Origin of the sequence: Paraburkholderia sp. BL23I1N1 (assembly GCF_003610295.1) — a bacterium.
Classification (GTDB): domain Bacteria; phylum Pseudomonadota; class Gammaproteobacteria; order Burkholderiales; family Burkholderiaceae; genus Paraburkholderia.
Genome location: NZ_RAPV01000001.1, coordinates 4,291,262 through 4,317,110 on the forward strand (window position 1 = coordinate 4,291,262; position 25,849 = coordinate 4,317,110).

Annotated in this window: 19 protein-coding genes and 1 pseudogene; 8 read left to right on the plus strand and 12 right to left on the minus strand. The window is 62.0% G+C overall.

What is annotated here, in order from left to right; genetic code table 11:
• Positions 1 to 215: 215 nt before the first annotated feature.
• On the plus strand, positions 216 to 2,444 hold the full coding sequence (locus B0G76_RS20045; protein ID WP_120294116.1) for an NADP-dependent isocitrate dehydrogenase: 2,229 nt from the start codon (positions 216 to 218) through the stop codon (positions 2,442 to 2,444).
• 134 nt (positions 2,445 to 2,578) lie between these two features.
• On the opposite strand, the gene B0G76_RS20050 is transcribed toward B0G76_RS20045, so the two are convergent.
• The 5 genes from B0G76_RS20050 to B0G76_RS20070 all read right to left on the minus strand — a co-directional run bounded on the left by B0G76_RS20050 (position 2,579) and on the right by B0G76_RS20070 (position 9,126).
• Positions 2,579 to 2,806: a hypothetical protein gene (locus B0G76_RS20050; protein WP_120294117.1), complete on the minus strand. Its 228-nt coding sequence runs from the start codon at positions 2,804 to 2,806 to the stop codon at positions 2,579 to 2,581.
• A gap of 408 nt (positions 2,807 to 3,214) precedes the next feature.
• On the minus strand, positions 3,215 to 4,021 hold the full coding sequence (locus B0G76_RS20055) for an alpha/beta fold hydrolase (protein WP_120296574.1): 807 nt from the start codon (positions 4,019 to 4,021) through the stop codon (positions 3,215 to 3,217).
• Between the two features lie 125 nt (positions 4,022 to 4,146).
• Entirely contained in the window at positions 4,147 to 5,547 is a 1,401-nt protein-coding gene (locus B0G76_RS20060) for an MFS transporter (RefSeq protein WP_259460649.1), read from the minus strand.
• A gap of 121 nt (positions 5,548 to 5,668) precedes the next feature.
• Positions 5,669 to 7,909 carry an acetate--CoA ligase family protein gene (locus tag B0G76_RS20065; protein ID WP_120296576.1) on the minus strand — a complete coding sequence of 747 codons (2,241 nt, stop codon included), beginning with the start codon at positions 7,907 to 7,909 and terminating at the stop codon, positions 5,669 to 5,671.
• 8 nt (positions 7,910 to 7,917) lie between these two features.
• Positions 7,918 to 9,126, minus strand: a complete 1,209-nt coding sequence (locus B0G76_RS20070) for an acyl-CoA dehydrogenase family protein (RefSeq protein WP_120296578.1) — start codon at positions 9,124 to 9,126, stop codon at positions 7,918 to 7,920.
• 143 nt (positions 9,127 to 9,269) lie between these two features.
• On the opposite strand from B0G76_RS20070, the gene B0G76_RS20075 reads away from it, so the two are divergent.
• Entirely contained in the window at positions 9,270 to 10,118 is an 849-nt protein-coding gene (locus B0G76_RS20075) for an IclR family transcriptional regulator (RefSeq protein ID WP_220700768.1), read from the plus strand.
• A 76-nt stretch (positions 10,119 to 10,194) separates the two neighbouring features.
• Here the strand turns inward: B0G76_RS20075 and B0G76_RS20080 are convergent, their stop codons facing one another.
• The 3 genes from B0G76_RS20080 to B0G76_RS20090 form a co-directional block, all read right to left on the minus strand.
• Positions 10,195 to 11,508 carry a DUF3443 domain-containing protein gene (locus tag B0G76_RS20080; RefSeq protein ID WP_120294118.1) on the minus strand — a complete coding sequence of 438 codons (1,314 nt, stop codon included), beginning with the start codon at positions 11,506 to 11,508 and terminating at the stop codon, positions 10,195 to 10,197.
• A gap of 29 nt (positions 11,509 to 11,537) precedes the next feature.
• Positions 11,538 to 12,044: a DUF2844 domain-containing protein gene (locus tag B0G76_RS20085; RefSeq protein ID WP_259460650.1), complete on the minus strand. Its 507-nt coding sequence runs from the start codon at positions 12,042 to 12,044 to the stop codon at positions 11,538 to 11,540.
• 167 nt (positions 12,045 to 12,211) lie between these two features.
• A complete protein-coding gene (locus B0G76_RS20090) occupies positions 12,212 to 13,123 on the minus strand; it encodes a LysR family transcriptional regulator (RefSeq protein ID WP_120294120.1) in 912 nt (303 codons plus the stop codon).
• 98 nt (positions 13,124 to 13,221) lie between these two features.
• On the opposite strand from B0G76_RS20090, the gene B0G76_RS20095 reads away from it, so the two are divergent.
• From B0G76_RS20095 to B0G76_RS20105, 3 genes are read left to right on the plus strand one after another with little or no spacing between them, the layout of a single operon-like run.
• Positions 13,222 to 14,526, plus strand: a complete 1,305-nt coding sequence (locus B0G76_RS20095; RefSeq protein WP_120296582.1) for a CitMHS family transporter — start codon at positions 13,222 to 13,224, stop codon at positions 14,524 to 14,526.
• Positions 14,527 to 14,560: 34 nt separating this feature from the next.
• Complete coding sequence (locus B0G76_RS20100; protein WP_120296584.1) at positions 14,561 to 15,928, plus strand: acyclic terpene utilization AtuA family protein; 1,368 nt, start codon at positions 14,561 to 14,563, stop codon at positions 15,926 to 15,928.
• A 1-nt stretch (position 15,929) separates the two neighbouring features.
• Positions 15,930 to 16,241 carry a hypothetical protein gene (locus tag B0G76_RS20105; RefSeq protein WP_120294121.1) on the plus strand — a complete coding sequence of 104 codons (312 nt, stop codon included), beginning with the start codon at positions 15,930 to 15,932 and terminating at the stop codon, positions 16,239 to 16,241.
• On the opposite strand, the gene B0G76_RS20110 is transcribed toward B0G76_RS20105, so the two are convergent.
• Positions 16,238 to 16,948, minus strand: coding sequence for a FadR/GntR family transcriptional regulator (locus B0G76_RS20110; protein WP_120294122.1), 711 nt, complete (start codon positions 16,946 to 16,948; stop codon positions 16,238 to 16,240). The two genes, B0G76_RS20105 and B0G76_RS20110, sit on opposite strands and share 4 nt — an antisense overlap.
• 429 nt (positions 16,949 to 17,377) lie before the next feature.
• Between B0G76_RS20110 and B0G76_RS20115 the strand changes: the two genes are divergently transcribed.
• The 3 genes from B0G76_RS20115 (at position 17,378) to kdgD (ending at position 21,107) form a co-directional block, all read left to right on the plus strand.
• On the plus strand, positions 17,378 to 18,709 hold the full coding sequence (locus B0G76_RS20115) for an MFS transporter (RefSeq protein WP_120296586.1): 1,332 nt from the start codon (positions 17,378 to 17,380) through the stop codon (positions 18,707 to 18,709).
• A 53-nt stretch (positions 18,710 to 18,762) separates the two neighbouring features.
• The gene (gudD, locus tag B0G76_RS20120; protein WP_120294123.1) at positions 18,763 to 20,112 is read left to right on the plus strand and encodes a glucarate dehydratase; all 1,350 of its coding nucleotides are present in this window, start codon (positions 18,763 to 18,765) and stop codon (positions 20,110 to 20,112) included.
• Positions 20,113 to 20,189: 77 nt separating this feature from the next.
• A complete protein-coding gene (kdgD, locus tag B0G76_RS20125; RefSeq protein WP_120294124.1) occupies positions 20,190 to 21,107 on the plus strand; it encodes a 5-dehydro-4-deoxyglucarate dehydratase in 918 nt (305 codons plus the stop codon).
• Between the two features lie 40 nt (positions 21,108 to 21,147).
• On the opposite strand, the gene B0G76_RS20130 is transcribed toward kdgD, so the two are convergent.
• The 3 genes and pseudogenes from B0G76_RS20130 to B0G76_RS20140 form a co-directional block, all read right to left on the minus strand.
• The gene (locus B0G76_RS20130) at positions 21,148 to 22,656 is read right to left on the minus strand and encodes an MFS transporter (RefSeq protein ID WP_120294125.1); all 1,509 of its coding nucleotides are present in this window, start codon (positions 22,654 to 22,656) and stop codon (positions 21,148 to 21,150) included.
• A 298-nt stretch (positions 22,657 to 22,954) separates the two neighbouring features.
• Positions 22,955 to 24,860, minus strand: a pseudogene (locus tag B0G76_RS20135) (potassium transporter Kup).
• Between the two features lie 313 nt (positions 24,861 to 25,173).
• Positions 25,174 to 25,827 carry a response regulator transcription factor gene (locus B0G76_RS20140; protein ID WP_259460651.1) on the minus strand — a complete coding sequence of 218 codons (654 nt, stop codon included), beginning with the start codon at positions 25,825 to 25,827 and terminating at the stop codon, positions 25,174 to 25,176.
• Positions 25,828 to 25,849: the final 22 nt, after the last annotated feature.

Here is a 25,849-nt window from a genome sequence, read left to right on the forward strand (position 1 = left end):
GGCTGAAAGCCTTATCTGGTGGGGCTCGGCCCCATTCGCGCCGTTGCGGCGATATGTTTGTTTAGCAGCGAGTACTGGAAAACGCGCATATACTCACGGTCGGGCCGTAAAAAGTAGTGCCGTGGGTCGCGCTGCGTTCCTGCTGCTTTGCCGCCACCTCGCGGCTCAGCGCCACCAACGCTCTGTCTATCACTTCACCAAGCAAAGCATCAAACATGTCCACATCGCCGAAGATCATCTACACCCTGACCGACGAAGCGCCTGCTCTGGCGACTTATTCGCTGCTGCCGATCGTCAAGGCGTTCACGCGCTCGTCCGACGTAATCGTTGAAACGCGCGATATCTCGCTTGCCGGCCGGATCATCGCTGCATTTCCGGACTACCTGACCGCGGAACAGAAGGGTTCCGACGATCTGGCGGAGCTGGGTGGACTCACCACGCGTCCGGAAGCGAACATCGTCAAGCTGCCGAACATCAGCGCGTCGGTACCGCAACTGAAGGCCGCGATTACCGAACTGCGCGATCAGGGCTTCAAGCTGCCGCCTTACCCGGACGTCGCCAATACCGACGCTGAAAAAGACGTCAAGGCGCGTTACGACAAGATCAAGGGCAGCGCCGTGAACCCGGTGCTGCGCGAAGGCAATTCGGATCGCCGCGCGCCGCTGTCGGTCAAGAACTACGCACGCAAGCACCCGCACAAGATGGGCGCGTGGAGCGCGGACTCGAAGTCGCACGTGGCGCACATGAGCGGCGGCGATTTCTACGGCAGCGAAAAATCGGCGCTGATCGCAGCAGCCGGCGCCGTGAAGATCGAACTGACGGCAGCGGACGGTTCGACGAAGGTACTGAAGGAAAAGACGGCCGTGCAGGCGGGCGAGATCATCGACGCTTCGGTGCTGAGCAAGAACGCGCTGCGCAGCTTCATCGAAGCAGAAATCGCCGACGCGAAGAGCAAGGGCGTGCTGTTCTCGGTGCACCTGAAAGCCACCATGATGAAGGTGTCGGATCCGATCATCTTCGGTCACGTGGTATCGGTGTTCTACAAAGACGTGCTCACCAAGCACGCCGACGCGCTGGCGCAAGCCGGCTTCAACCCGAACAACGGTATCGGCGACCTGTACGCGCGCCTGAAGGACATGCCGGCTGAAACGCGCGAAGCGATCGAAGCCGACATCAAGGCGCAATACGCACAACGCCCGCAACTGGCCATGGTCAACTCGGACAAGGGCATCACCAGCCTGCACGTGCCGAGCGACGTGATCGTCGACGCCTCCATGCCGGCCATGATTCGCGAGTCGGGCAAGATGTGGGGCGCGGACGGCGCGCTGCACGACGCCAAGGCTGTGATTCCGGACCGTTGCTACGCCGGCGTCTACCAGGCTGTGATCGAAGACTGCAAGAAGAACGGTGCATTCGACCCGGTCACGATGGGCACGGTGCCCAACGTCGGCCTGATGGCGCAAGCTGCTGAAGAATACGGCTCACACGACAAGACGTTCCAGATCCCGGCGAACGGTGTGGTTCGCGTGACCGACGCAGCCGGTACGGTACTGATCGAGCAAGCCGTTGAAGCTGGTGACATCTGGCGCATGTGCCAGACCAAGGACGCGCCGGTTCAGGACTGGGTCAAGCTCGCGGTGAATCGCGCACGCGCCACCGGCACGCCGGCTATTTTCTGGCTGGACGCGGCACGCGCGCACGACGCCCAGATCATCAAAAAGGTCGAGCAATACCTGAAGGACCACGACACGAGCGGCCTCGATATCCGTGTCATGACGCCGGTGGACGCCACGAAGTTCTCGATCGAGCGCATCCGCGCCGGCAAGGACACGATTTCGGTGACCGGCAACGTGCTGCGCGACTACCTGACCGACCTGTTCCCGATCATGGAACTGGGCACCAGCGCGAAGATGCTGTCGATCGTTCCGCTGATGGCGGGTGGCGGCATGTTCGAAACCGGCGCGGGCGGTTCGGCGCCGAAGCACGTTCAGCAACTGGTCGAAGAAGGCTTCCTGCGTTGGGACTCGCTCGGTGAATTCCTGGCGTTGGCGGCTTCGCTCGAACACCTGAGCGGCGCGTATCACAACCCGAAGGCGCAGATTCTGGCGAAGACGCTGGATCAGGCAACCGGCAAGTTCCTCGACAACGACAAGTCGCCGGCGCGCAAGGTGGGCGGTATCGACAACCGCGGCAGCCACTTCTACCTGGCCATGTACTGGGCCGAGGCACTCGCTGCGCAAACCGAAGACGCCGCATTGCAGGCGCAGTTCGCCGGCGTGGCGAAGGCGATGGCCGACAACGAAGCGAAGATCATCGAAGAGTTGGCTGCAGCGCAAGGCAAGCCGGTGGATATCGGCGGTTACTACCGTCCGAATGTCGATCTGACGAGCAAGGCTATGCGCCCGAGCGTGACGCTGAACAAGATCGTGGACTCGGTTGCTTAATGGTCTAAATGAGGTGCTGAGGCTGTCGCTCCAGGTACCAAACCAGGCACGGAAATAAGCCGCAAGCAAGACGATGGCGCTCCTTAGGAGCGCCATCGTCGTTTCTGCGCGTACGTGGGCGGTCATACCGGCCCTCACACGTGAACGATTTCCCACTCGCTGAGTTTTTCAGGAATCTCGAGCGTCGACGTGTCGAGTTCGGTCAGCTGCGGGCAGCTCAGGCCGCGTGCGACTTCATCGGCTGCCTGTTCCGGGCAGGAAAATTCACCGAGCGTTTCGTTGCCGTAGGTTGCCTCCCAACCATCCTGGCCCGGCAAAATGTAGAACGCTCCCTGGGTCGATCCAAAGCGAAAGCCTTTCATTTTTAGTCTCCCAATTGCCAATTAAAAACTGCGATGCCGGGGCGGCTTCAGGTAGGGCGGGGGACTCACTGCAATTGCGTTTGCATCCCGTTTTTTGCTGCACCCTTTTCGCTGCGTCCTATGAAGCGTCGGCTCTTGTAAAAGAGTCTACGTCAGCGAGTTGCGCCGCAAGAGGTTGTTAGACGGTTCGTTCGATCAAAAAATATCGTTTAAAAATAAAGACTTGAAGTCGTCGTTTTACGATGTGCAACGTGGGGCGACATTGCGAAATGGCGAATTTGTGCCCCGCACCACGATTTTTTACGAAGCAAGGGCTCATGCCACATCGTGAAATTTTGGCGTCCTGGCCAAATAGTGGGGCGTCACGCATTCGTAGGCGCCGAGAAACGGCGCGCATGATCGCTTGGCTCAGGGAAGAATCCGTTTCAGAAAAGCCAGCATCGCGTGGTTGAACTCTTCCGGCCGTTGCAGCGGGGCGAAATGGCTCACGCCCGGCAGAAGAACCAGCGCCGCGCCGGGAATGCTGCGGGCGAGATAGTCGGCGTGTTCCGGTTTGATGAACTCGTCGTGCTCGCTTTGCACGACCGCAACCGGCACACGGACCCCGGCCAGATCGTGCGCGGAGTAGTTGGGCTGGGTCCTCATCATTTCGCTGACCGCGCCGACAAACGCATCGAAGTTGTCCGGCGTGGCCGAGAGTTGCGCATAGTCTTTGGCATGCCTGGCGAAGCACCGACTGATCACCGGTGTCGGCACGAATTCCTTCGTGCCGCTCGGGTCCATGTTGCAGCCGAAGAAAAACACGCCCGCAACCCGCTCCGGGGCTTGGCGACCTAGCACCAGGGCGACGCACGCGCCGTCGCTCCAGCCCACCATCGCTGCCTGATCGAGTTGCAGCGTGTCCATCACGGCCAGCACGTCGGAGGCCATCAACTCATACATATAGGGGCGCGCGTCGCGAGTGCTGCGACCATGGCCACGGCTGTCGATCAGCACCACGCGATGCCCCGCGCCGACCAGCGCCGGGACCTGATTGCCCCAGTTGCCGCTGTGCCCCAGGCCGCCGTGCAGCAGAATCACCGGCGCGCCGGTTCCATAGGACGCATACCAGATGCGTGCCCCTTCGTGCTCGACGTAGCCCTGGTCGTTCGGGACCGGCAGCGGGGTGGCGCCGTGGGCTTCGAAGTGGGTGAGGTCGTCGTCGTGGAATATCATGAGCGGCTCCGTCCTGATGAATTCGACAGCGTAAGAATCCACCAGGTTGCCTACGTCGCGATCAGAAAATCTACAAAGCTACGAATTTTCGCGCCTGGACGACGGTTGGGCCGCGTCAACACATCTCAGTGAGGCGTTTGCCCGAATCCGTGTTGCGCCGGCGCATTCGCATTCGAATGACCAGCCACCGCGGTATTCGACACGCTTTTCCCCGGAGCCGGAAACACCACCAGCATCAACACGACCCCGGCGAGCAGCACCACGGCCAATCCAATCAACCCATATTGCGCGCTGCCGGTCTGAGTCTTGACCCAGCCGACGAACGCCGGACTCACGAAGCCGCCGGTACCGCCAAGACTCGTGATCATCGCGATGCCGCCCGCCGCCGAGGAGCGCGGCAGGAAGGTCTGCGGAATCGTCCAGAACACCACAAACGAGCCGTACGACGCAGCTGCCGCCAGCGCCAGTAACCCAACGCCGAGCGCGACGTTATGACCGGCGGCAGGCAGCAGCGCGAACGCCAGAGCGGTCACGCAAGCGCTCGCCGTGATGTGCCAGCGCCGCTCCATGGTCCGGTCGGAACTGGCGCCCACCACGTAGGTGCCGAGCGCGGCCGCGATGAAAACGAGTGCCGACAACAGTCCCACGTCCAGCACGTTGGCAACGCCCATGTCGCGGATGACCGTCGGTGCCCAGAATCCGATCGCGTTGAACGGCATCATGACCGCGAAATAGACGAGCGCCGCCAAATACACGCGTGGGTTTGCGAGCGCGCCGCGCAGTCCGTTGAGATGACCGGTTTGTTTGGTTTTTTCATCGGCGGCGAGTTCACGCGACACCAGTGCTTTCTCGCGCGTGTCGAGCCAGTTCACGTCTTCTGGTTTGTCGCCGAGTGTCAGAAACGCGACGATTCCGAGCGTCACGGCCGGCACGCCTTCCAGAAGGAACAGCCACTGCCAGCCCGGCAAGCCGCCGACGCCGGCCAAGCGCGTCATGATGAACCCGGACATCGGCCCGCCGATGATGCCCGCTACCGCCGTCGCCATCATCAGAAATGCGGTCACGCGAGCGCGCCGCGCGCCGGGAAACCAGCAGCTCAGATAATAGATGATGCCGGGAAAGAAACCGGCTTCGGTCACGCCGAGCAGCAAGCGCATCGCGTAGAACTGCGTCGGCGTGCGTACGAACATCATCAGACTCGACACCAGCCCCCACGCGAACATGATGCGCAACAGCGTGCGGCGCGCGCAGATGCGCTGCATCCACAGATTGCTCGGGACTTCGAACAATACGTAGCCGATGAAGAAAAGCCCCGCGCCGAGGCCGTAAGTCGACTCCGAGAAGCCGAGGTCGTGCATGAACTGCAGCTTGGCGAAGGCGATATTGACGCGGTCGATATAGCTGATCACGTAGCAGAGGAACAGCAACGGAATCAGCCGGAAAAAGATCTTGCGATAAGTGCGTTCGACTTCGACGGGTGTGATGTCGTCGGTGATCGTAGTGCCTGAATGCGAATAGCCGTGCATGATGGTCTCGCGAAGAATGCCAGCTGCGGAGAGCGTCGCTGCGCGCGATGCGCTTTTAGCGCGGGTAAGTAGCGCGGTGAATCAGCGACGTCCGGTCTCAAAGCGGCCTGGCACCGCTGTACTATCCGTCCACGACAGCCGGAGCGCAATGCTCGCTTTCGTGCATGTCGTCGGCGGCGTCAACTGCCGTGGTCGCGCGTGGCATGCAGCGCGCCAACGCGTCGCCGGCTCGCACTCCCTTGCCCGCGGGCAGCACAAAAAGCGGGTTGATATCCAGTTCCTTCAGGCACGCCTGCTGGTCGAGCGCCATGGCGGAAAGCGCGACGATTGTGTCGACGAACGCCTCGATATCGCCAGGCGGTTTGCCGCGCGCACCGTTGAGCATGGCGAACGCGCGCAGTTCGCGGATCATCGCGTGGGCATCGGCGCGCGACACCGGTGCGAGCCGGAACGCCACATCCTTCAGTACTTCGGCAAAGATCCCGCCAAGACCGCACATCACGGCCGGTCCGAACGACGCATCATTTTCGATGCCGACGATCATCTCGAGCGCATCGCGGATCTCTTCCTGCATCAGCACGCCTTCGATTCGCGCATGAGGCACATGGCGGCGCGCATTCGCGACGATTTCGTCGAAGGCGTCGGCAAGCATTGCTTCATCGCGGATGCCGACCCGCACGGCGCCGGCTTCCGTTTTGTGGGGAATGTCGGGCGATTGCACTTTGATCACGAGCGGAAAGCCGATCGATCGCGCGATGGCGCATGCTTCGTCGCGATCGTGCGCGAGGTCGCTCCTGGGTGTTTCGATGCCGTAATCGCGCAGCAAGGACTGCGCGGCATGTTCGGTCAGGTCACCCTGACCGGCAGTCAGCAACGCGCGAGCATGTTCGACGTCGTATTGCGCATGTGCAAGCGGATCAGCACCCCATGCCGCAGCACGCGCCCGCCGCGCCTGCGCATAGTCCGACAGCGCCGCGAACGCGCGTCCGCAACGCACGGGCGTTGCATACAGCGGCACGCCACGCGTTTCGATCATTTCGTAGGCTTCGCGCGCCATGTCGCGGCGCGCGTTCCAGGCGAGCATCATCGGCTTGGTTGTGGCGTCGTAGACGCGCACGATGGCCTCGGCCATTGCGCGTGCGACTTCTCCGCTCGCGGCGGCTGCCATGATCGCGATGGCGTCGATGTTCAGATCGTCGGCAATGATCTGCAGTGCGTCGGCAAAAATCTTCGGCTCGGCGAGAATGCCCGCGGTGAGATCGATCGGATTGTTGAGCGAGGCGAATGCGGGCACGATCGGTTTGAGCCGCTCGAGCGTGGCGGCCGACAACGCGGGCACGGACATGCCACGTTCAGCACAGGCGTCGGTGATCAGAATGCCGGCGCCACCCGAGAGCGTGACGACCGCGATCCGCTTGTCGTGTGGCAGGCGTTTGGCTTCGAACGCTTTGGCGTAGTCGCCGAGGTCCGCGACATCGGTGACTTCGATCACGCCGGTCTGGCGGAAAGCCGTGCGATAGAGCGCGGATGCGCCGCCCAGATTCGCCGTGTGCGACGCGGCGGCTTTGGCGCCGTCGACCGTGTTGCCGACTTTCCACGCGAGCAGCGGTTTGCCGGCGTCGAGCGCGCGGTTGGCGACATCGACGAGACGCCGTGCGTCTTTCAGGCCTTCGATATAGGCGGCGATCAGCGACGTTTGCGGGTCCGCGATACAGGCATCGACGAGATCGAGCAGGCTGACGTCGGCCTCATTACCGGTGGTGATGAAATGCCGCAGGCCGATGCCGAGTTCGTCGGCCATCAGCAGCAGCGCGCAGCCGAACCCGCCGCTTTGCGAAATCAGCGACAGGCCGCCGCGCCGGTAATCGACGCTGAACGGCGCGCCGAATCCTGCGTAGACGCCGGCGCCCGTGCTGACGAATCCCTGGCAGTTCGGGCCGATCACGCGGATGCCGAACGCCTTCGCAACTTCTGCGCATTCGCGCTGCAACGCGGCACCGGCTTCGCCCGCTTCAGCGAATCCGGAGCTGTAGATGATCGCGAAGCCGATACCTTTTTCGCCGCACTGGCGCAGCATGTCGGGAACCCGGCGCGCCGCGACGAGGATCAGCGCGAGATCGGGCGTAACGGGCAAAGCGGCGATGCTGGCATGACATGCCACACCGGCAATCTCGGCGTATTTCGGATTCACCGGACACAGCGCGCCCTGATATCCGTGCTGCCTGAGAAAGCGCATCGGCTGGCCGCTGATCGACTTCGGATCGCTGGAAGCGCCGATGATCGCAATCGAGCGTGGATCGACGAGCCGTTGAATGTCGAGCGTATTTGCGATGTGCGTAGCTGCGCTCGTGATGGTGTTCATCGCGGCGCTCATGCGACACGCGCAGCGTCGGCTTGAACGCTGTCCTTCTGTTTCGTTTGATCCCGTTCAGCGGCGCGCCGCAGCGTGATCTTCGCGATGTTGAGCTGATGAATCTGGGTGGTGCCTTCGTAAATGCGGAACGCGCGCACATCGCGGTAGAACCGCTCGACCGCATTGCCCGCGAGATAGCCGCGTCCACCGAGCATTTGCACCGCGCGATCCGCCACGCGTCCGCACATCTCGGAAGCGAACATCTTGCACATCGACGCCTCCAGCGCCACGTCCTCGCCCGCGTCGCGTTTGCGAGCGGTTTCGAGAATCATCGAGCGCGCGGCGAAGATTTCAGTCTGGCATTCGGCGATCAGCGCCTGCACGAGCTGGAATTCGGCGACAGGCTTGCCGAACTGCTCGCGTTTCGATGTGTACGCCACGGCTTCTTCAAGCATCCGCATGGCAGGGCCCGTGCACAGCGCGGCCAGGTGAATGCGCTGCTTGTTCAATACTTTCATCGCAGTACGGAAGCCTTGACCTTCGACGCCGCCGATCAGATTGGCCGCGGGCACCCGGCACGCATTGAACACCAAGTCGCCGACCGGCGAGCCCGCCTGGCCCATCTTCTCGTAAGGCGCGCTGGTGGAGAGACCTGGCATGCCGCGTTCAACGAGAAATGCGGAAATGCCGCCGGCGCCAGGCGTGGCGGAATCAGTCCGGGCCATCACCGTGAACAGGTCCGCGATCGGCGCGTTGGTGATGAAGCACTTGCTGCCGTCGAGGACATAGTGATCGCCGTCGCGTCGTGCGGTGGTGCGCAAGGCGGTGGCGTCCGAGCCGGCTTCGGCCTCGGTCAACGCGAAAGCGCCAGTCAATTCGCCCGACGCGAGACGCGGCAGACAGCGTTGCTTCTGCGCGTCGGTGCCATCGGCGACGAGCGCTTCGGAGCCGATGCCGGTGTTGGTGCCGACCCGCGCCCGGAATGCCACCGAGGCTTGCGAAAGCTCGAACGCGCCGCGTACGAGTTGCTCCGTCGACAGTCCGGCGCCGCCAAAATCGCGCGGAATGCTCCAGCCGAAGTAGCCGAGTTCGCGCATGCGCTCGACAAGATCCGCCGGTACGGCATCCGCCTTCTCGATTTCGTTTTCGCGCGGAATCGCTTCTTCACGAACGAAACGGGCGACGTCGGCGAGCATCGAGTCGAAATGCGAGGGATTGCTGGTCATGCTTGTCTCCGTCATGTCAGTCGATTTATGACTTCACTATCGAAGATTTACAGCTAGTCAGTGTGATTTGTTCGACTCTGCAGAACAGAGTTTGGATATGCTGAACGGGCAGGGCAAAATTGACGATCTGAAGGGAGGCGACCATGGCAGCCAACAACAAGCGTTCCGAGGCGGCGCTGGCAAGCGACTATCTGGATTCAAAGGCGCGTTACGTGCCCGACGAATTCGACGGCGACCGGCAATTCGCCACCACCTTGGCGCGCGGGCTCGGCATCCTGCATTGCTTTACGCCGCGCGAATCGCAACTCGGCAATGCGGAACTGGCGGCGCGCACCGGCATGACGAAGGCCACCATCTCGCGTTTCACCTACACGCTCACGCGCCTCGGCTATCTGCGCGTCAATCGTATGAACAACAAGTTTCAGCTCGGCTCGGCCGTGCTGTCGTTGGGCTATCCATTGTTGGCGAGTCTAAGTGTGCGGCAGATCGCGCGGCCTTCCATGAAGGAACTGGCGGACCAGATTCGCGGTTCGGTCTCGCTCGGCATGCGCGACCGCCTCAATGTCGTGTACCTGGAAAGCAGCCGCAGCACGACGCCTTTGGGGTTGCCGGCGGATATCGGCCTGAGTTATCCGATCGTGCGAACCGCGATGGGCCGCGCACTGCTCGCCGCGCTGCCGGCCGAGCGGCGTGAGGCGCTCTGCAACGAGATTGCGGTGAAGGCGCCGAATGAATGGACTACGTTTCGCGAGCGCGTGAGGAGCAGCATCGACTACTTCTATGAGCGCGGGTTCTGCGTCTCGTATGGAGACTTGCGACGGGAGGTGCACGCCGTTGCTGTGCCGATGAAACCTTCGGCCGACGGCGAGATTCTGGTGTTCAACTGCGGGGTGCCTTCTTATCTGCTGGAGGAGAATCAGCTGGAAGGGGATATCGGGCCGCGGCTGGTTTCGATGGTGCGCAGTATTGAAGGGGCGATGGGAATTTATTAGCCGCCTGGAAATCTTCCTGCCCTGCACGGCGGATATCGACAGCTCCTCCAATATCCATCGCGCAAGACAAAACCCCTCAGTTCGAAACGTACGCTACATACGGCCCCGCGCCCCCGCCCGTAGACGCCGTGCCCGAAATGCCGTAGTACACGTGCCGGCCATAGAAGAACGGCATGCCGAAGTCGAACTGCTTCGACAAATAGATACCGAGGTTATTGAACGCGTTCTTCCCCGAGGCGTTCAACGTTGCTCCGTTTGCAATGTTGAAGCCGAGTGACACGGTCGACGGACTGGCGCCCACCAGCGTCGATGACCGTCCCACCGTTGTCGTCGGTATGTAGTATCCCGACGAACTGTCAATCGGGATCGACAGGTCCGGGAAGAACAATACCGTCGATCCGGAATCGAAGAACGTTTTTGTCTGCGTGGTCCCGTTATAGGTCGACGTGAAGTCGCCGTTCAAGTTCGTCTTCATTAGCGTGGCGCTCGTGCCGGACAGCGCATTGTTGGTCTGCGTGTCAATGCCGAAGACCAGCGTACCTTGAGCGCTCGCGCTGCCGGTGTCGGACACCTGAGCCATCTCCAGAATCAAGCCGTTGTTGTCTTGCGCGAACTGCGTGACGGGATTGGTGATCTGTCCGGCGAGGGGCACCGCGGTGCCGACACCGGCGGTGGTGTAGTAGAACGTCGACACCGCGCCATTCACGCACGCCGAGCCGCAGTCATTCGGGCTCACGCCAATGCCGAGAATACCGTTTGCGCCGATATCGGCCGTGGTGGCCAGCAAACGGCCAGCCTGGCACTCGGTCGGCGCAGCCGTCGTCAGCGCTGGGTCGCCAATCACGTGAATCGGTAAGTTCTGAGCCGTCTCCCCCGAGAGCGCGACGTCCGCGGTATAGACGGTGCCCCACGCATAGCCACTGCCGAACAACGCGCATTCGGCGAGTGCCTGGCTGCCCACGGTTTCGGCTTGCAGTGCATTGAAGGTCGTTGTCGGAATCGCGGAGCGAACCAGACGCAGTCCGAACGAAGCGGTATCCACGATCACGTTCGGGATAGTCGAGCAGTTGGTGCTGGCGTTAGTTCCAGGCGTACAGATCTTGACGCTGACCATGGGCTGATTGTGGATGCCCGTTCCGGTAACCGTCACCGCAATCGTATTGCCGGGCCCGACAGCGGTAGGCACCGCGGATGCGTCCACCGCGAGTACGTTGGGCGTCGAATTACTGGTGTTGGACGAAGAACTGGTTCCGCTCGACGTAGCGGGCGAACTTGCGCCGGCCGGTGCGTTGACCGTCGTGTTGCTGTTACTGCTGCCACCCCCGCCGCCACCGCAGCCAGCCAGGCTAAGCCCGAGCGCCGCGGCAATGATCCATGCGATTTTGCGCACTTTTATTCTCTCGATTAGTTTCAACAGACTTACTTGATGTCGTCAGCGCTCACGCCTTGCGGCAGCGCTTGCGGGAGATAGGCCCGGCCCACAAAGGAACCCATATGGCCGCCGGTCTCCACGACCAGCGCCGACTGACGCACGACGGCGGCCCCGTAGCCGCTGCCTTGCGCTGCATGCGCGTCAGTGAGGCCCTGCACGTAGGACGGAAAGTAAGTGGCGAGCAGCGTCTTGAGCGGCGGCATGGTCGGACCTTCCCAGCTCAGCGCGAACACGGTGTTGCCCGCCGCGATGTACTCGTTGACCACCGTTCCCGACGGCAGCGTGGTCTGACTCACGGAATAGGCCGGCGAAACCTGATTGCCGTTTGTGGCGTAGCGCGCCACCGCGGCACCGCCCTGACTGGCCGCTCCCGCGCTGGTGCTGCTGGCCGTCACGGGGTAGGTCGGTGCGCCGCCTAACCCGGCATACGCTGGCACGACCGTGGCGAACGAGGCCGCGGCCACCACGAGCATTCGAAATTGGCTGATTATCATTGTTTGGTTTTCGACGTTTTTCGGAAAATGCGCGCGAATGTTTCCTCGCGTCCGCGCGATGTCAATCCTAGCGTGCGTCTGTTCGATTAAATCAGGGGAATAGCGAGGCGATTCGGGTTCTATTTGAAATTCTTCTGCTGCACGGCGAAGCCGCGCGTTCTCCAATTTCACGCCGGCTCGGTCGTTGAAATCTTGCCGAGCTTGTCGATCAACACCGCAACGAAGGTTTCCGTGACGGGCGGTAGGGTCCTGCCGCGCTTCTTGATGAGGGCGATCGGGCGAGTGAACGCGGGATCGTCGATGGCGCGGACCACCAGTTCAGGTTCCGCTCTGACCTCGCGAGCCGAGGCCGGCAGGATGGTCACGCCGAGCCCGGCGCGCACCATGGCGACGGCACTCATCATGTAGGTCGGCTCGCAGGCGATCTCCGGCGCGCAGCGGGCGTTTGCAAAGGCGCTATCGACCACGGCCCGCACGCTCGTGCCTTGTGCCGTCAGCACAAGCGGCACCGCGGCGAGGTCGGCCAGCGCGATGCGCCGCCGCCGTGCCAGCGCATGGCGCTTCGGAAAAACCGCCACCAGCCGATCGATGCCCGCGTGCAGCACCTCAAAGCCTGTATCGTCCAGTTCGCCGCCGGTCAGCCCGATATCGACCTCTTCGCTGCGTACCAGCGTGTTGACCATGCTGGCGACCACGTCACGCACGTGGAAGCTCACTCGCGGCACGGCCTTCTTCGTTTCCTGCACGAGTTCGGGCAAAACGCTGGCTGCGAAAGTCGGCAGGCACGCGATCCGCACCGTACCGCTGGTTCCCTCGCCGAGCGCGCGCGCGTCAACCAGCACATGTTCCATATCGTGCAGCGATTTCTGCAGCAGCGGCAGCAACTCGCGGCCGGTCGGCGTGAGCGCGACGTTGCGGCTGTTGCGATCGAAAAGCCGCATGCCCACGGTTTCCTCGAGGCGGCGAATCTGCACCGTCAAGGCTGGTTGTGAAAGGTGCAACCGTGTCGCCGCACGCGTGAAGCTGCCCGTTTGCGCAACGGCAATGAATGCGCGGATGTCTCGAAGATTCAAATCCATAATGATTTGTAATGGCTGCGATCAATTCATTTCAATTGATTTATTGTTGCCTCGAACTTACGCTGGATCGCAGTAAAAAACAACTTGGAGACAAGCACATGCTGCCATTGCTGGGGCTGGCTACCATCGTCGTGCTGCTCGGCGCGATTCTGTCGAAACGCATGTCGCCGCTCGTGGCGCTCATCATTGTGCCGATTGCGGCATCGCTCATCGGCGGTTTCGGCTTTCAGACAAGCAAGTTCGTGATCGACGGGCTCAAGAGTCTCGCGCCCGTGGTCGGGATGTTCGTGTTCGCGATTCTTTACTTCGGCACCATCACCGACGCGGGCACACTCGATCCGATCATCGACCGTATCCTGCGGGCCGTCGGCACGCGGCCCACGCGCATTGTGATGGGCACTACCTTGCTCGCGCTGCTGATTCACCTGGACGGTTCCGGCGCGGTGTGTTTTCTCGTCACCATCCCCGCGATGCTGCCGCTCTACGACCGTCTGAAGATGGACCGGCGCGTGCTGGCCGCGGCCGTCTCGATGGCCGCCGGCATCAATTTTCTGCCGTGGACGGGGCCGATGATCCGCGCGTCGGCGTCGCTGCATCTGCCGATATCGGCGTTGTTCAACCCGCTGATCCCCGTGCAGTTGATCGGCCTGGTGTTCGTCTTCGGCATGGCGTTCTGGCTTGGGCTGCGCGAGGAAAAGCGGCTCGGCCTCACTGCCGCGAGCGCTTCTGTGCCGATGCCGGAGCGCAAGCTGACGCCCGAAGAGCAAGCCTTGCGCCGGCCGAAGAATTTCTGGTTCAACATCGTTTTGACGCTGGTCGTACTCGGCACGATGGTCGTGATGGGCGAGAAGATTCCGCCGGCGATCATGTTCATGGTCGGGCTCTGCGTCGCGTTGATGGTGAACTATCCGAACGTCGACATGCAGCGTAAGCGGATCGACGCGCATGCGCGCCCTGCATTGATGATGGCCGGCATTCTGCTCGCGGCCGGCGTGTTCACCGGCGTGATGCAGGGCAGCGGCATGCTGAAGGCGATGGCCCAGGCGGCAGTCGGCTTCGTGCCGCCCGCCATGGCGGGCCACATTCCCGTCGCGCTCGGCTTGCTGTCGATGCCGCTTAGCATGCTGTTCGACCCGGACTCTTTTTACTTCGGTGTACTGCCCGTCATTGCCGAAGTGGCGGGCCAACTCGGCGTGCCCGCCGTGCATGTCGGCCAGGCCGCGCTGCTCGGCCAGATGACCACCGGCTTTCCGGTCAGCCCGCTCACGCCGGCGACGTTCCTCGTAGTCGGCCTGTGCGGCATCGATCTTGCCGACCATCAGAAATTCACGTTCCCCTTGCTGTTCGGCGCCTCGATCGTCATGACGATTGCCTGCGTCGTGCTGGGGATATTCTCACTGTGAACTGCACAGTTTTTACTGAATGGATGTGACCACCATGATAGCCACTCCACATAGACGGGCGGTGCGAATCGGCGCGGGTGCGGGGTATTCCGGCGACCGTATCGAACCCGCCGTCGAACTGGCGGAACACGGCGCACTTGATTACCTCGTATTCGAATGCCTCGCCGAACGCACCATCGCGATCGCGCAGCAGGCGCGCAGCAAGGATCCTGAATTGGGCTACGACCCGTTGCTGGAAACGCGCATGCGGGCCGTGCTTCCCGCGGCGATGCGTGTTTCGGGCAACGGCGTGCGGATCATTTCGAACATGGGCGCGGCCAATCCGCTCGCGGCGGCCCGCAAGACTGCCGAGATCGCGCGCTCGCTCGGTCTCGGCGACGTGAAGATTGCTGCCGTCACCGGCGACGATGTACTCGACGTCGTGCGGCAGGGCAATTTTCGCTTCGAGGAGTCCGGGGACAGCGTTGCTTCGTACCGGGATCGCCTCGTGTCCGCGAATGCCTATCTCGGCGCGGCGGCGATTGTCGAGGCGCTCGCGGCCGGCGCGCAAATCGTCCTGACCGGACGTGTCGCCGATCCGTCGCTGTTCGTCGCGCCGCTGATTCACGAGTTCGGCTGGCAGATGGACGACTGGCAGACGCTCGGCCAGGCGACCGTGATCGGCCACCTGCTCGAATGCGCGGGACAAATCACCGGGGGCTATTTTGCGGATCCAGGTTTCAAGGATGTCCCGGATCTCGCGAGGCTCGGCTTTCCCATCGCCGAAGTCGCGCAGGACGGCTCGGTGGTCATCACCAAGCTCGCGCAGTCCGGTGGACGGGTTACCGAAGCTACCTGCAAAGAGCAACTGCTGTATGAGATTCACGATCCGCAGCGCTATTTGCAACCGGACGTGGTCGCCGATTTCACCCAGGTGCGCATTACGCAGGAAGCGCCGGATCGTATTCGCGTGGGCGGCGGACGTGGTTCGCCGCGTACCGATACGTTGAAGGTATCGGTCGCTTACTTCGACGGCTATATCGGCGAGGGGCAGATTTCATACGGCGGTCCTGGCGCGCTGGCACGTGCCCGGCTCGCACTCGATATTGTGCGAGACAGGCTCGCTCTGACCGGTGTCGAAACGCGTGAACTGCGCTTCGATCTGATCGGCGTGAACGCCTTGCATGGCGAAACAGTGGCGGGCGGTTATGCCGAGCCATATGAAGTGCGCGTGCGGGTCGCGGGGTGTACCGAATCGCTGGCGCAAGCGGTGCGGATCGGCAATGAGGTGGAGACGCTTTACACGAATGGCCCGGCAGGCGGAGGCGGCGTGACGAAGTCAGCGCGCGAGGTCGTCGCGGTGCAATCGGTGCTGCTGCCGCGCGAGCATGTCAGGCCCACATTCTCGCTGGTGGAGGCGTGACATGAAACTACGTGAACTTGCGCATTCGCGGACCGGCGACAAAGGCAATACGCTGAATATCTCCGTCATCTGCTATGAAGCGAAGCACTATGAGCATCTGCGAACGGTGTTGACGCCGGAACGGGTCAAGGCGCATCTGGGCGAGGTGGTACGCGGAGAAGTGGTGCGTTATGAGCTGCCTGGCATCGCCGCGTTCAACTTCGTACTCGGCGCGGCGCTTGGCGGGGGCGTGACGCGTTCGCTTGCGCTCGATGCACACGGCAAATCGTTGAGTTCGGCTTTGATGGGGTTGGACGTGGAGGCGCCGGCTTAGCCCCCCGCCTTGCTCAACTCGTGTGCGCGCCGAAGTCGCTCGCGGCTATTGCTCAAATGCATCCGCATCGCGGCGCGTGCATCGTCTGCGTCCTGACGTTCGATTGCCCGAAAAATCATCTGATGCTCGCTGAGCACGTTGCGCAGGTGTTCGATATGGTCGAGCTCCGCAATCTCCGCGGAGCCGAGCCGCGTACGCGGGCTCACCGCGCGGCCTAGCTGGCTTAGCACATCGAAGAAGTAGCGGTTGCCGCTCGCGCGTGCGATCTGCAGATGAAACTCGATGTCGTGCGCGAGCGTGTCCGTACTCCCTCGCTCGAGTTCGGACTCGAAGCGTTCCAGCGCGGCACGGATCTGCTTGAGATTCTGCTCGGTACGACGTGCCGCGGCGAGCGCGGCCGAGGCCGCTTCCACGTCGATGCGGAACTCGATGATCGCCATGACGTCCAGCATGCTGGAGAGGTCGGCGGCGGGCAGTTGCATGGACTGCTCCGTGGCTGGTTCCAGAACGAACGTGCCGATGCCGTGACGCGTCTCGACCACTTTAGCCGCCTGCAGGCGCGAAATCGCCTCGCGAACCACGGAGCGGCTCACCGAGAGCTGCTTCATCATCGCGACTTCTGTGGGAATGCGGTCTCCCGGTCTTAGGGTGCCGCGGCGAATTTCATCGGAAACGGTGGCCACCACTTTCTCAGTTAGGCTGCTCATTTCTGTGGCGTGTTGAGTAATCGGCTGGAAATACGCACGTTGCGTGTGCGAGTGACGTCATAAGACGGTTCGACATAGCCATCATAGCGTCTGTCCGAATGATCACGACTCGAATCTCGCGCGCCGAAAGCTGATGGGGACGGCGCGTCGGCCCGTCATGGTCAATGCCGCCAGGATTCTATTTTCCATGTTGTCGGACGTCTTATTTTGGCTTGCTACTTTTAGTGATGAGGCAGCGTGCTCGCCGCTGTCTGCCAGTTTATATGGCTAGATTGGCAGGGTAAACACCTTGTTGGAATCGATCTGGGGAAAAGGGTAGACTGTCGTCAGACAACGTATCACGCAGTTCGAAACCGGATCGCCGGCCCGTTCGAATGCGCCGCGGTGCGTTCGGGCAGGCCGCCGGAGTGGCCGAAACTGGAGACAACCTTGACATCTGCTCTCGCTACCGCCGTCGACCCGCTCGAGTCCGCGGTCTCGAAGGTCAAGCGGCACGTGCTGCCGCTTTTTTTGATCATGTTCATCGCGAACTACATCGATCGCGTGAACATCGGCTTCGTCAATACCCACATGCAGACGGACCTCGGTATCGGTGCTGCCGCATACGGCCTGGGGAGCGGTTTGTTCTTTGTCGGTTACGCCCTGTTCGAAGTGCCGTCGAACGTGTTGATGCAGAAGTACGGTGCGCGCGCCTGGCTGACCCGCATCATGGGTACCTGGGGGCTGGTCGCGGCTGCCATGGCGTTCGTCTGGAACGATACGTCCTTCTATGTACTGCGATTCCTGCTTGGCGTCGCCGAGGCCGGCTTTTTCCCGGGCGTGGTGTTTTACTTCACCCAATGGCTGCCGCAGAAAGAGCGGGGCAAAGCCATAGCGGTTTTTCTCTCGGGCTCCGCGCTGGCGTCGGTGCTGTCCGGTCCGATTACCGGCAGCCTGCTGTCCATTCGCGGACTCGGCCTGCACGGCTGGCAATGGATGTTTCTGATTGAAGGCGCTTTCTCGATCGTGCTGTGCGGTGTCAGCTGGCTGCTGCTGAAGTCGCGCATTAGCGATGCCTCCTGGCTGACGGCTGAAGAGCGGACCGTGCTCGAAAGCTCGATCGCCGCGGAGCAGGCCGAGCGCGAGGCGCATGGCGGCGCGCATCTTCCCGCCATGAAGCTGCTGAAAGACCCGCAAATTCTTCTGTTCTGCTTCCTGTACTTTGCGATCCAATTGACTATTTACGCGGCTACATTCTGGCTGCCGACGCTCATTCGCAAAATGGGCGGCCTGTCGGATTTCGAAGTCGGCATGTACAACGCGATCCCGTGGCTGATCGCCATGGTCGCGATGTACTGCTTCGCGGTGTTGTCGGCGAAATGGCGTTTTCAACAGGCGTGGCTGGCGGTGGCGCTCGTTATCGCGGCCTGCGGACTGTTCGCCTCGACGTCGGGTAATCCGGTGCTGTCATTCGTGGCAATCTGCTTCTCGGCGATCGGTTTCAAAGCGGCGTCCTCACTCTTCTGGCCGATTCCGCAGGGTTATCTGGACGCGCGCGTCGCAGCTGCAGTTATCGCGCTGATCAATTCGGTGGGTAACCTCGGCGGATTCTTTGCGCCCGCCACGTTCGGCTATCTGCAGCAGCACACCGGCTCGATTACCGGTGGCCTGTACGCCTTGGGCGTGGCTTCGCTGATTGCGGCGGCGGCAGGCTTTCTGACCCGTAATCGCCGCGTAAACCGCGACGTATTGCCTGAGCCGCTTCAGGGCAAAGCGCATTGAATTGTCGATCGATCACCGCCAGTCGGCTCACTCATTCACCTGGTACCCCTATCATGTCCACGAACTCATCCCAATCGAACGCTACGCCGATCGTGACCGAATTGCGTGTCGTGCCCGTCGCGGGCCGTGACAGCATGCTGATGAATCTGAGCGGCGCGCATGGACCGTTCTTCACGCGCAACATCGTCATTCTGCGCGACAGTGCCGGCCATACCGGCGTCGGCGAAGTGCCGGGCGGCGAAAGCATTCGCAAGACCATCGACGACGCGCGGCCGCTGGTAGTCGGTCAGTCGATCGGCAATCTTCAAGCGATCCTGAACAAAGCGCGTACGCAGTTTGCAGACCGCGACGCCGGCGGCCGCGGTCTGCAGACATTCGATCTGCGCACCACCATTCACGCGGTGACCGCGCTCGAAGCCGCCTTGCTCGATCTGCTCGGTCAGCATCTGGGCGTACCTGTCGCGGCACTGCTCGGCGAAGGCCAGCAACGCGACGAAGTGGAAATGCTCGGCTATCTGTTCTATATCGGCGACCGCAACAAAACCGATCTGCCCTATGCCAGCGGCGCAGAAGGGCGCGACGATTGGGAGCGCGTGCGTACCGAAGAAGCGATGACGCCCGAGGCGGTAGTGCGGCTCGCCGAGGCCGCGCAAGCGCGCTATGGCTTCAACGATTTCAAGCTCAAGGGCGGCGTGTTGCCCGGCGACGCCGAAATCGAAGCGGTCACGGCGCTTGCCGAGCGTTTCCCCAACGCCCGCGTCACGCTCGATCCGAATGGCGCATGGTCGCTCGCCGAAGCGGTGCGCCTATGCCGCGACAGGCACGACGTGCTGGCTTACGCGGAAGATCCGTGCGGCGCGGAGAACGGCTATTCGGGCCGCGAGGTGATGGCCGAATTCCGCCGCGCGACCGGATTGCCGACAGCAACCAACATGATCGCGACCGACTGGCGCCAGATGGGTCACGCGATCCAGTTGCAGTCGGTGGATATTCCGCTTGCCGATCCGCACTTCTGGACCATGCAGGGCTCGGTGCGGGTGGCGCAGATGTGCAACGAGTGGGGGCTCACCTGGGGCTCGCACTCGAATAATCACTTCGACATTTCGCTCGCGATGTTCACCCATGTCGCGGCCGCGGCGCCGGGCAAGATCACGGCGATCGACACGCACTGGATCTGGCAGGACGGTCAGCGTCTGACGCGTGAGCCGCTGCAGATCGTCGGCGGCAAGGTCAAGGTGCCTCAGGCCGCCGGCCTCGGTGTCGAACTGGATATGGACGAGATCGAAAAGGCGCACGCGCTGTATCAGCAACATGGCCTCGGCGCACGCGACGACGGCGTGGCGATGCAGTACCTGATTCCGAACTGGACGTTCGATAACAAGCGCCCGTGCCTGGTGCGTTGAACCTCTCATGATCTGAGCGGCGGCCCGTGGGGCCGCTCGCGCTCACCCACAATTCACGTTATTACGCCATTCAAGCTATGACCTCACCTCAAGAACTCAAAGCGATCGTTTCGGAAGGCTTGTTGTCCTTCCCGGTGACCGACTTCGACGAACAAGGCGATTTTCGCGCCGATACCTATGCCGGGCGCCTCGAATGGCTCGCGCCTTACGGCGCAACCGCGCTGTTTGCCGCCGGTGGTACGGGGGAATTTTTCTCGCTGACCAAAAGCGACTACACGAATGTGATTCGCGCAGCAACGGAGACTTGCAGAGGCAAGGTGCCGATTCTTGCCGGCGCGGGCGGCCCGACCCGCGTGGCGATCGAGTACGCCAAGGAAGCCGAACGTCTCGGCGCAAGCGGTGTGCTGCTGATGCCGCACTATCTGACCGAGGCATCGCAAGAAGGTATCGCCGCGCATGTCGAGCAGGTCTGCAAGGCGGTGCCGAACATCGGGGTGATCGTCTATAACCGCGCCAATTCCAAGCTGAATGCGGACATGCTCGAACGTCTCGCGGACCGTTGCCCGAACCTGATCGGTTTCAAGGACGGCGTGGGCGAGATCGAAAATATGGTGACGATCCGTCGCCGCCTTGGCGACCGCTTCTCCTACCTCGGCGGCCTACCTACTGCGGAAGTTTATGCGGCGGCCTATAAGGCGCTGCGCATGCCGGTGTATTCATCGGCGGTGTTCAACTTCATCCCGAAGACCGCGATGGATTTCTACCGCGCGATTGCCGCGGACGACCACGCGACCGTCGGCAAGCTGATCGACGAATTCTTCCTGCCGTATCTGGCGATCCGCAACCGCCGCCAGGGCTATGCGGTCAGTATCGTGAAGGCCGGCGCGAAGCTGGTTGGCCACAGCGCAGGTCCGGTGCGCGCACCGCTGACCGATCTGACCGAAGAAGAAATGGCGCAACTCGACGTGCTGATCAAGAAGCTCGGCGCGCAATAACGCGGTAACGCAGTAACGAAGCAAGGCGATCCTGCTGCGCTCAACTCCGGCGAAACACAACGTGCGAGATGCGCTGCACCAGCAGCGCGGCCGCCAGTGCCGCCACCGCCGTCAACCACACGCCGATATGAATCGACTGCGCCATGGCATCGCGTGCCGTGTCGATCAGCGCCAGCGTGTTGAGTCCCGACGGCTTCATATCCGCAATCAGTTTCAGACGCAACGCTTCGTCGATCAGGATGCGGGGATCGACGAAGCGCGGCTGCCATTGCGAGGCGGCCGGCTCGCCGAGCACGCTGATCGTGCGCGTGACCACGTCGCGGTAGTGATGCTGCACGACGGTGGCCACAATGCTCGTGCCCAGCATCCCGCCCACCATCCGCGTGGACTGCAGCAATGCGGTCGTGATGCCGAAGCGCTCGCGTCCGGCAATCTCCTGGCCGAACACATTCAGATTGTTCAGGATGAAACCCAGGCCGATGCCGACGGCTGCCATCGGCAATTCGATCCACACATGGGGCGTCTCGGGATTGGCAAACGCCAACGCGATCGAGGCGAACAGCAGCAGCGCGAACCCGATCGACAGAATCCGCGTGGGCTTCTTCATGTGAATGACGATGCGCGTATTCAGCAGACTGCCGAGTGCGATGCACGCAGCGATTGGCGTAGCGAGCAGACCGGCTTGTTGTGGTGAAAGCCCGAAGCCGCCTTGCAACAGCAGCGGCGCGAAGAAGATCAGCGAAAACATCACGAAGCCGGACAGGAAGCCGAGCGTGAACAGCGTGACGAGTTGCGCGTCCTTGAACAGGTCGAGCGGAATGATCGGATGCGTGGCGCGTTTCTCGCACACCAGCAACGCAATGGCGCCCACGATCACGAAGGCCGCCAACACCAGGTTGCCGGTCGTCAGACCGTGTTTCGGCACGGCTTCAATGAAAGCCTGAAGGCCGGCTAACACAGCGGCGACCAGCGCTGCGCCGAGCCAGTCGATCTTGACCTTGCCCTCGTGCGGCCGCTGGAAGTGAGGCAGATGCGCCCAGATGAAATAGAGCGCCGCGGCGCCGACCGGCAGATTGATCAGGAAGGTGGAGCGCCAGCCCCAATGCTCGCTCATCCAGCCACCCAGCGACGGGCCCGCCGCGGTACCGATCCCGTACGCGGCGGCCATCACAACCTGCCAGCGCACCCGTGCGCGCGGATCGGGGAACAGGTCCGGTATCGACGCGAACGCCGTGCCCACCATCATCCCGCCGCCGACGCCTTGCAAGCCGCGCGCGATCACGAGGAACAGCATGTCGTTCGCGACGCCGCAGAGCACCGACGCCACCGTGAACGTGATGACCGCGGCAATGACGAAACGCTTGCGCCCGAAATAATCGCCGAGACGCCCGAACACGGGGACGGTCACCACCGACGCCAGCAGGTACGCACTGGCAATCCATGCGTAGTACTCGAAGCCGTGCAACTCGGCGACGATCGACGGTAGGGCAGTGCTGACGACGGTCTGGTCGAGTGCGACCAGCATATTGACGAGGCCGATGCCGAGCATCGCTAGCAGGGCGTTTCGGAAAGGCAGGGCAGTCGCAGTCGGGTTCACGGGTCTGAGCGAGGAGGGCTTTTCAGGGCAGGCGCCGCGCGTGAAAGCGCTGCGCCTGGGTCTCGACCCCTATTGTGTCCTATAGTTGTCTGACCTCTTATCGCCGATTATACGGGTTTTCCCTTAACGAAAGCGATTCTCGGCGGTTTTGGCTGCAAAAAATGCGGCGCATGCGGGCATCGCCAATGAAGCCGTGGTGGGCCTGAGGACCAACATCCTGTTCTGACGCGCTGCGATAGGCCGCCGGCGCTCAGATATTGATCTGACCGCCCATTTCCACCACGCGGTTAGCGGGCAGGCTGTAATACTCGGCCGCCTGCGCCGCGTTTCTTGCAAGAAATGCGAACAGCTTCTCACGCCAGAGCGGCATCGATTTGCTTTCGCCGGTCGCCACGACGGTGTCGCGCGCGAGGAAGAACGATGTGTCCGCCGGTTCGTAATTCCAGTTCGGCATCTGTTTCTGCGCCAGTTCGAGAATGGCGGGAACGTTGGGAATCTCCATGAAGCCGTGGCGAACCGTGACGGAGTAGCATCCGTGCCCGAGGTCGACGACAACCGCTTTCCGTTCATCGGGCACGTGCGGTACGTTGTCCGTCGTACCAGCCAGGAAGATGTTGACCTGATGCATGACGCCATTGTGCTTCAGGTTATGCAGAAACGCGGATGGCGCCATGTCTACAACCCCGCCTGGAAAAACGGCCGTGCCGTTCACGCGCGGCGGCGAATGCGCACCGTCGCATAGGGAGTGAATCAACGGCACCAGCGGCATATTGTCGGTTTTCATTCTTTCGACAATCGTTTCACGTCCTTTATGCCAGGTCGTCACCACGGTAAATAGCACGCCCCCGGCGAGCAGCGGAAACCAGCCGCCTTCAAGTACCTTGCTGACGTTGCTCGACACGAACACCGCGTCGACCAGGGCGAGAGGCCCGATCACAACCGCGGTTGCAAGCGGCTTCCAGTGCCACAGGCAGTGGGTGATGAAGAACATCAGCAAGGTGGTCAGCAGCATGGTCGATGCCACTGCGATACCGTAAGCCGCCGCCAGATTGTCAGAGGACTTGAAGAACACCACGAGAAAAACGACGGCCGCGTAAAGCGTGACATTGATGAACGGGACGTACACCTGTCCCATCTCGTGCGTCGACGTGTGCACGACCGGAATGCGCGGCAGAAAGCCGAGTTGCACGGCCTGCTTGGTCATTGAAAAGGCGCCCGAGATGACGGCCTGCGACGCGATGATGGTGGCCGCCGTGGCGAGCACAACTAGCGGTATGAGCGCCCAGTCAGGCGCGGACTGAAAAAACGGTTGAGCAATCGCTGAAGGCTTTTCCAGAACCAGCGCCGCCTGACCGAAATAGTTCAGCACCAGGCTGGGTAGCACGAGAAGCAGCCACGCGAAACGGATCGGCTTTTTGCCGAAGTGGCCCATGTCGGCGTAGAGGGCCTCGCCGCCGGTCAGCGCCAGAAAGGACCGAGCCCAGCACGACGAACGCAGTGGCCGGCGCGTGTGTGACGAATTTGACGGCGTAGAGCGGCGACACGGCCTGCATAATGGCGGTATGCGTGACGATATGGGATAGGCCGAGCGCCGCCAGCGTCACGAACCATACGATCATTACCGGCCCGAAAACCTGGCCGACCGCGCCCGTGCCGCGTTTCTGAAGTTTGAAAAGGCCGGTGAGGATGACGAGCGAGATAGGAACAATCCATTCGGTCAGATGCGGGTCCACGAGCGTCACGCCTTCCACCGCGGATATCACCGAAATGGCCGGCGTGATCATCGAATCGCCGTAGAACATGGCCGCACCGAATACGCCGAGCGTCAATAAAACGCCGCGCAATCGCGCGGGTGCAACGCCGGACGCAAGTGCGGTGAGTGCCAGGATGCCGCCCTCGCCCTCGTTATCCGCCCGCATCACGAAACTGACGTACTTCAGCGTAACGACAATGATGATCGACCACAGAATCAGCGACACAATACCGAACACATTGATTTGCGTGATACCGCCCGCCGCCTTCAGGCATTCGCGCAGCGTATAGAGCGGGCTGGTTCCGATATCGCCGAACACTACCCCGATGGCGCCGAGCACGAGGCCGGGCGCAGCTTGTTTTGCGGGAGAGGCCGTGTGAGAGCAGTGGAGGACATAGGGGATCTAAGTTGAGTATTTCCGCGGACGCGCGGTCTATGGATATTTCCGTAGACGCGCGGCGTATTGATGACAGCAACTTCTGCGCGTGAGCGATCTTCCGCTATCTCAACTTCCAGATTCCCCAACCTGCAATGAGCAAAGCCGCGGCGAGGCCGCCGCCGAGTAGGATGTAGGTAGCCATCGAAATGAAATGTCAGCGATACATGATTGAAAGGAGTATTCAGGAGATTGCCTCGTATGCTACCGGCCCTACCTTTCAGAACAACGTTCGACGTTCGACGTGCGGCGTCGACGTTGCATCGACCCGCTACAACCGCTACACCATGATGAATCCGTGCCGCATGCCCAGCATCACCGCTTCGGTGCGGCTTGTTGCGCCCAGCTTGCCGAAAATGGACGAGAGGTGGAATTTCACGGTGTTGTCGGAGATGGCAAGTTGGCGCGCGATCTCCTTGTTGCCGAGCCCTTCGGCGAGCATTGTCAGCACTTCGATCTCGCGCGGGGTCAGCGCTTCGACGCGCACTGCGGACGCCATGGGGCGAGGCGGCTTGCGCCCGGTTAGCAGCCTCGCGAAGATCTCTGGCGGCAGCACGCAAAGACCCGCGCCCGTAGCTTCGATCGCGGCGACAGTTTCGCCTGGCCTCGCGTCTCGCGACAGGATCGCCATGACGGTGCCTGGCAACGCCTCATTGATCCAGTCGCTGTCTGTCTCGTCGGTCAACAGGACAAGCGCCGGCGGCGCGTGATCTGCGTCGAGTCCGGGCGTGAACGTGTCGCTCGCCTCCGGCTCCACGTCGATCACGATCACATCCGGCAACGAACCGGCAAAGCGGTAGGCGAGCGTTTCACCGTCGGCTGCACTGCCCACGAACTCGAATGCAGGCGTCGCTTCGACAAGCGCTTGCAGGTACGCGCGCACCTGTGGCGCATCGGCGATAACGGCGACCCGGACCGGGCTCATCTGTGCCATCTGTCCACCCGACGCTTGACTG

Excerpts from the sequence above, each read along its gene's own strand:
- B0G76_RS20045 (WP_120294116.1), top strand. The coding sequence starts at position 216 with ATGTCCACATCGCCGAAGATCATCTACACCCTGACCGACGAAGCGCCT.
- B0G76_RS20050 (WP_120294117.1), bottom strand. The coding sequence starts at position 2,806 with ATGAAAGGCTTTCGCTTTGGATCGACCCAGGGAGCGTTCTACATTTTG.
- B0G76_RS20055 (WP_120296574.1), bottom strand. The coding sequence starts at position 4,021 with ATGATATTCCACGACGACGACCTCACCCACTTCGAAGCCCACGGCGCC.
- B0G76_RS20060 (WP_259460649.1), bottom strand. The coding sequence starts at position 5,547 with ATGCACGGCTATTCGCATTCAGGCACTACGATCACCGACGACATCACA.
- B0G76_RS20065 (WP_120296576.1), bottom strand. The coding sequence starts at position 7,909 with ATGAACACCATCACGAGCGCAGCTACGCACATCGCAAATACGCTCGAC.
- B0G76_RS20070 (WP_120296578.1), bottom strand. The coding sequence starts at position 9,126 with ATGACCAGCAATCCCTCGCATTTCGACTCGATGCTCGCCGACGTCGCC.
- B0G76_RS20075 (WP_220700768.1), top strand. The coding sequence starts at position 9,270 with ATGGCAGCCAACAACAAGCGTTCCGAGGCGGCGCTGGCAAGCGACTAT.
- B0G76_RS20085 (WP_259460650.1), bottom strand. The coding sequence starts at position 12,044 with ATGATAATCAGCCAATTTCGAATGCTCGTGGTGGCCGCGGCCTCGTTC.
- B0G76_RS20090 (WP_120294120.1), bottom strand. The coding sequence starts at position 13,123 with ATGGATTTGAATCTTCGAGACATCCGCGCATTCATTGCCGTTGCGCAA.
- B0G76_RS20095 (WP_120296582.1), top strand. The coding sequence starts at position 13,222 with ATGCTGCCATTGCTGGGGCTGGCTACCATCGTCGTGCTGCTCGGCGCG.
- B0G76_RS20100 (WP_120296584.1), top strand. The coding sequence starts at position 14,561 with ATGATAGCCACTCCACATAGACGGGCGGTGCGAATCGGCGCGGGTGCG.
- B0G76_RS20105 (WP_120294121.1), top strand. The coding sequence starts at position 15,930 with ATGAAACTACGTGAACTTGCGCATTCGCGGACCGGCGACAAAGGCAAT.
- B0G76_RS20110 (WP_120294122.1), bottom strand. The coding sequence starts at position 16,948 with ATGAGCAGCCTAACTGAGAAAGTGGTGGCCACCGTTTCCGATGAAATT.
- gudD (WP_120294123.1), top strand. The coding sequence starts at position 18,763 with ATGTCCACGAACTCATCCCAATCGAACGCTACGCCGATCGTGACCGAA.
- kdgD (WP_120294124.1), top strand. The coding sequence starts at position 20,190 with ATGACCTCACCTCAAGAACTCAAAGCGATCGTTTCGGAAGGCTTGTTG.
- B0G76_RS20130 (WP_120294125.1), bottom strand. The coding sequence starts at position 22,656 with ATGCTCGGCATCGGCCTCGTCAATATGCTGGTCGCACTCGACCAGACC.
- B0G76_RS20140 (WP_259460651.1), bottom strand. The coding sequence starts at position 25,827 with ATGGCACAGATGAGCCCGGTCCGGGTCGCCGTTATCGCCGATGCGCCA.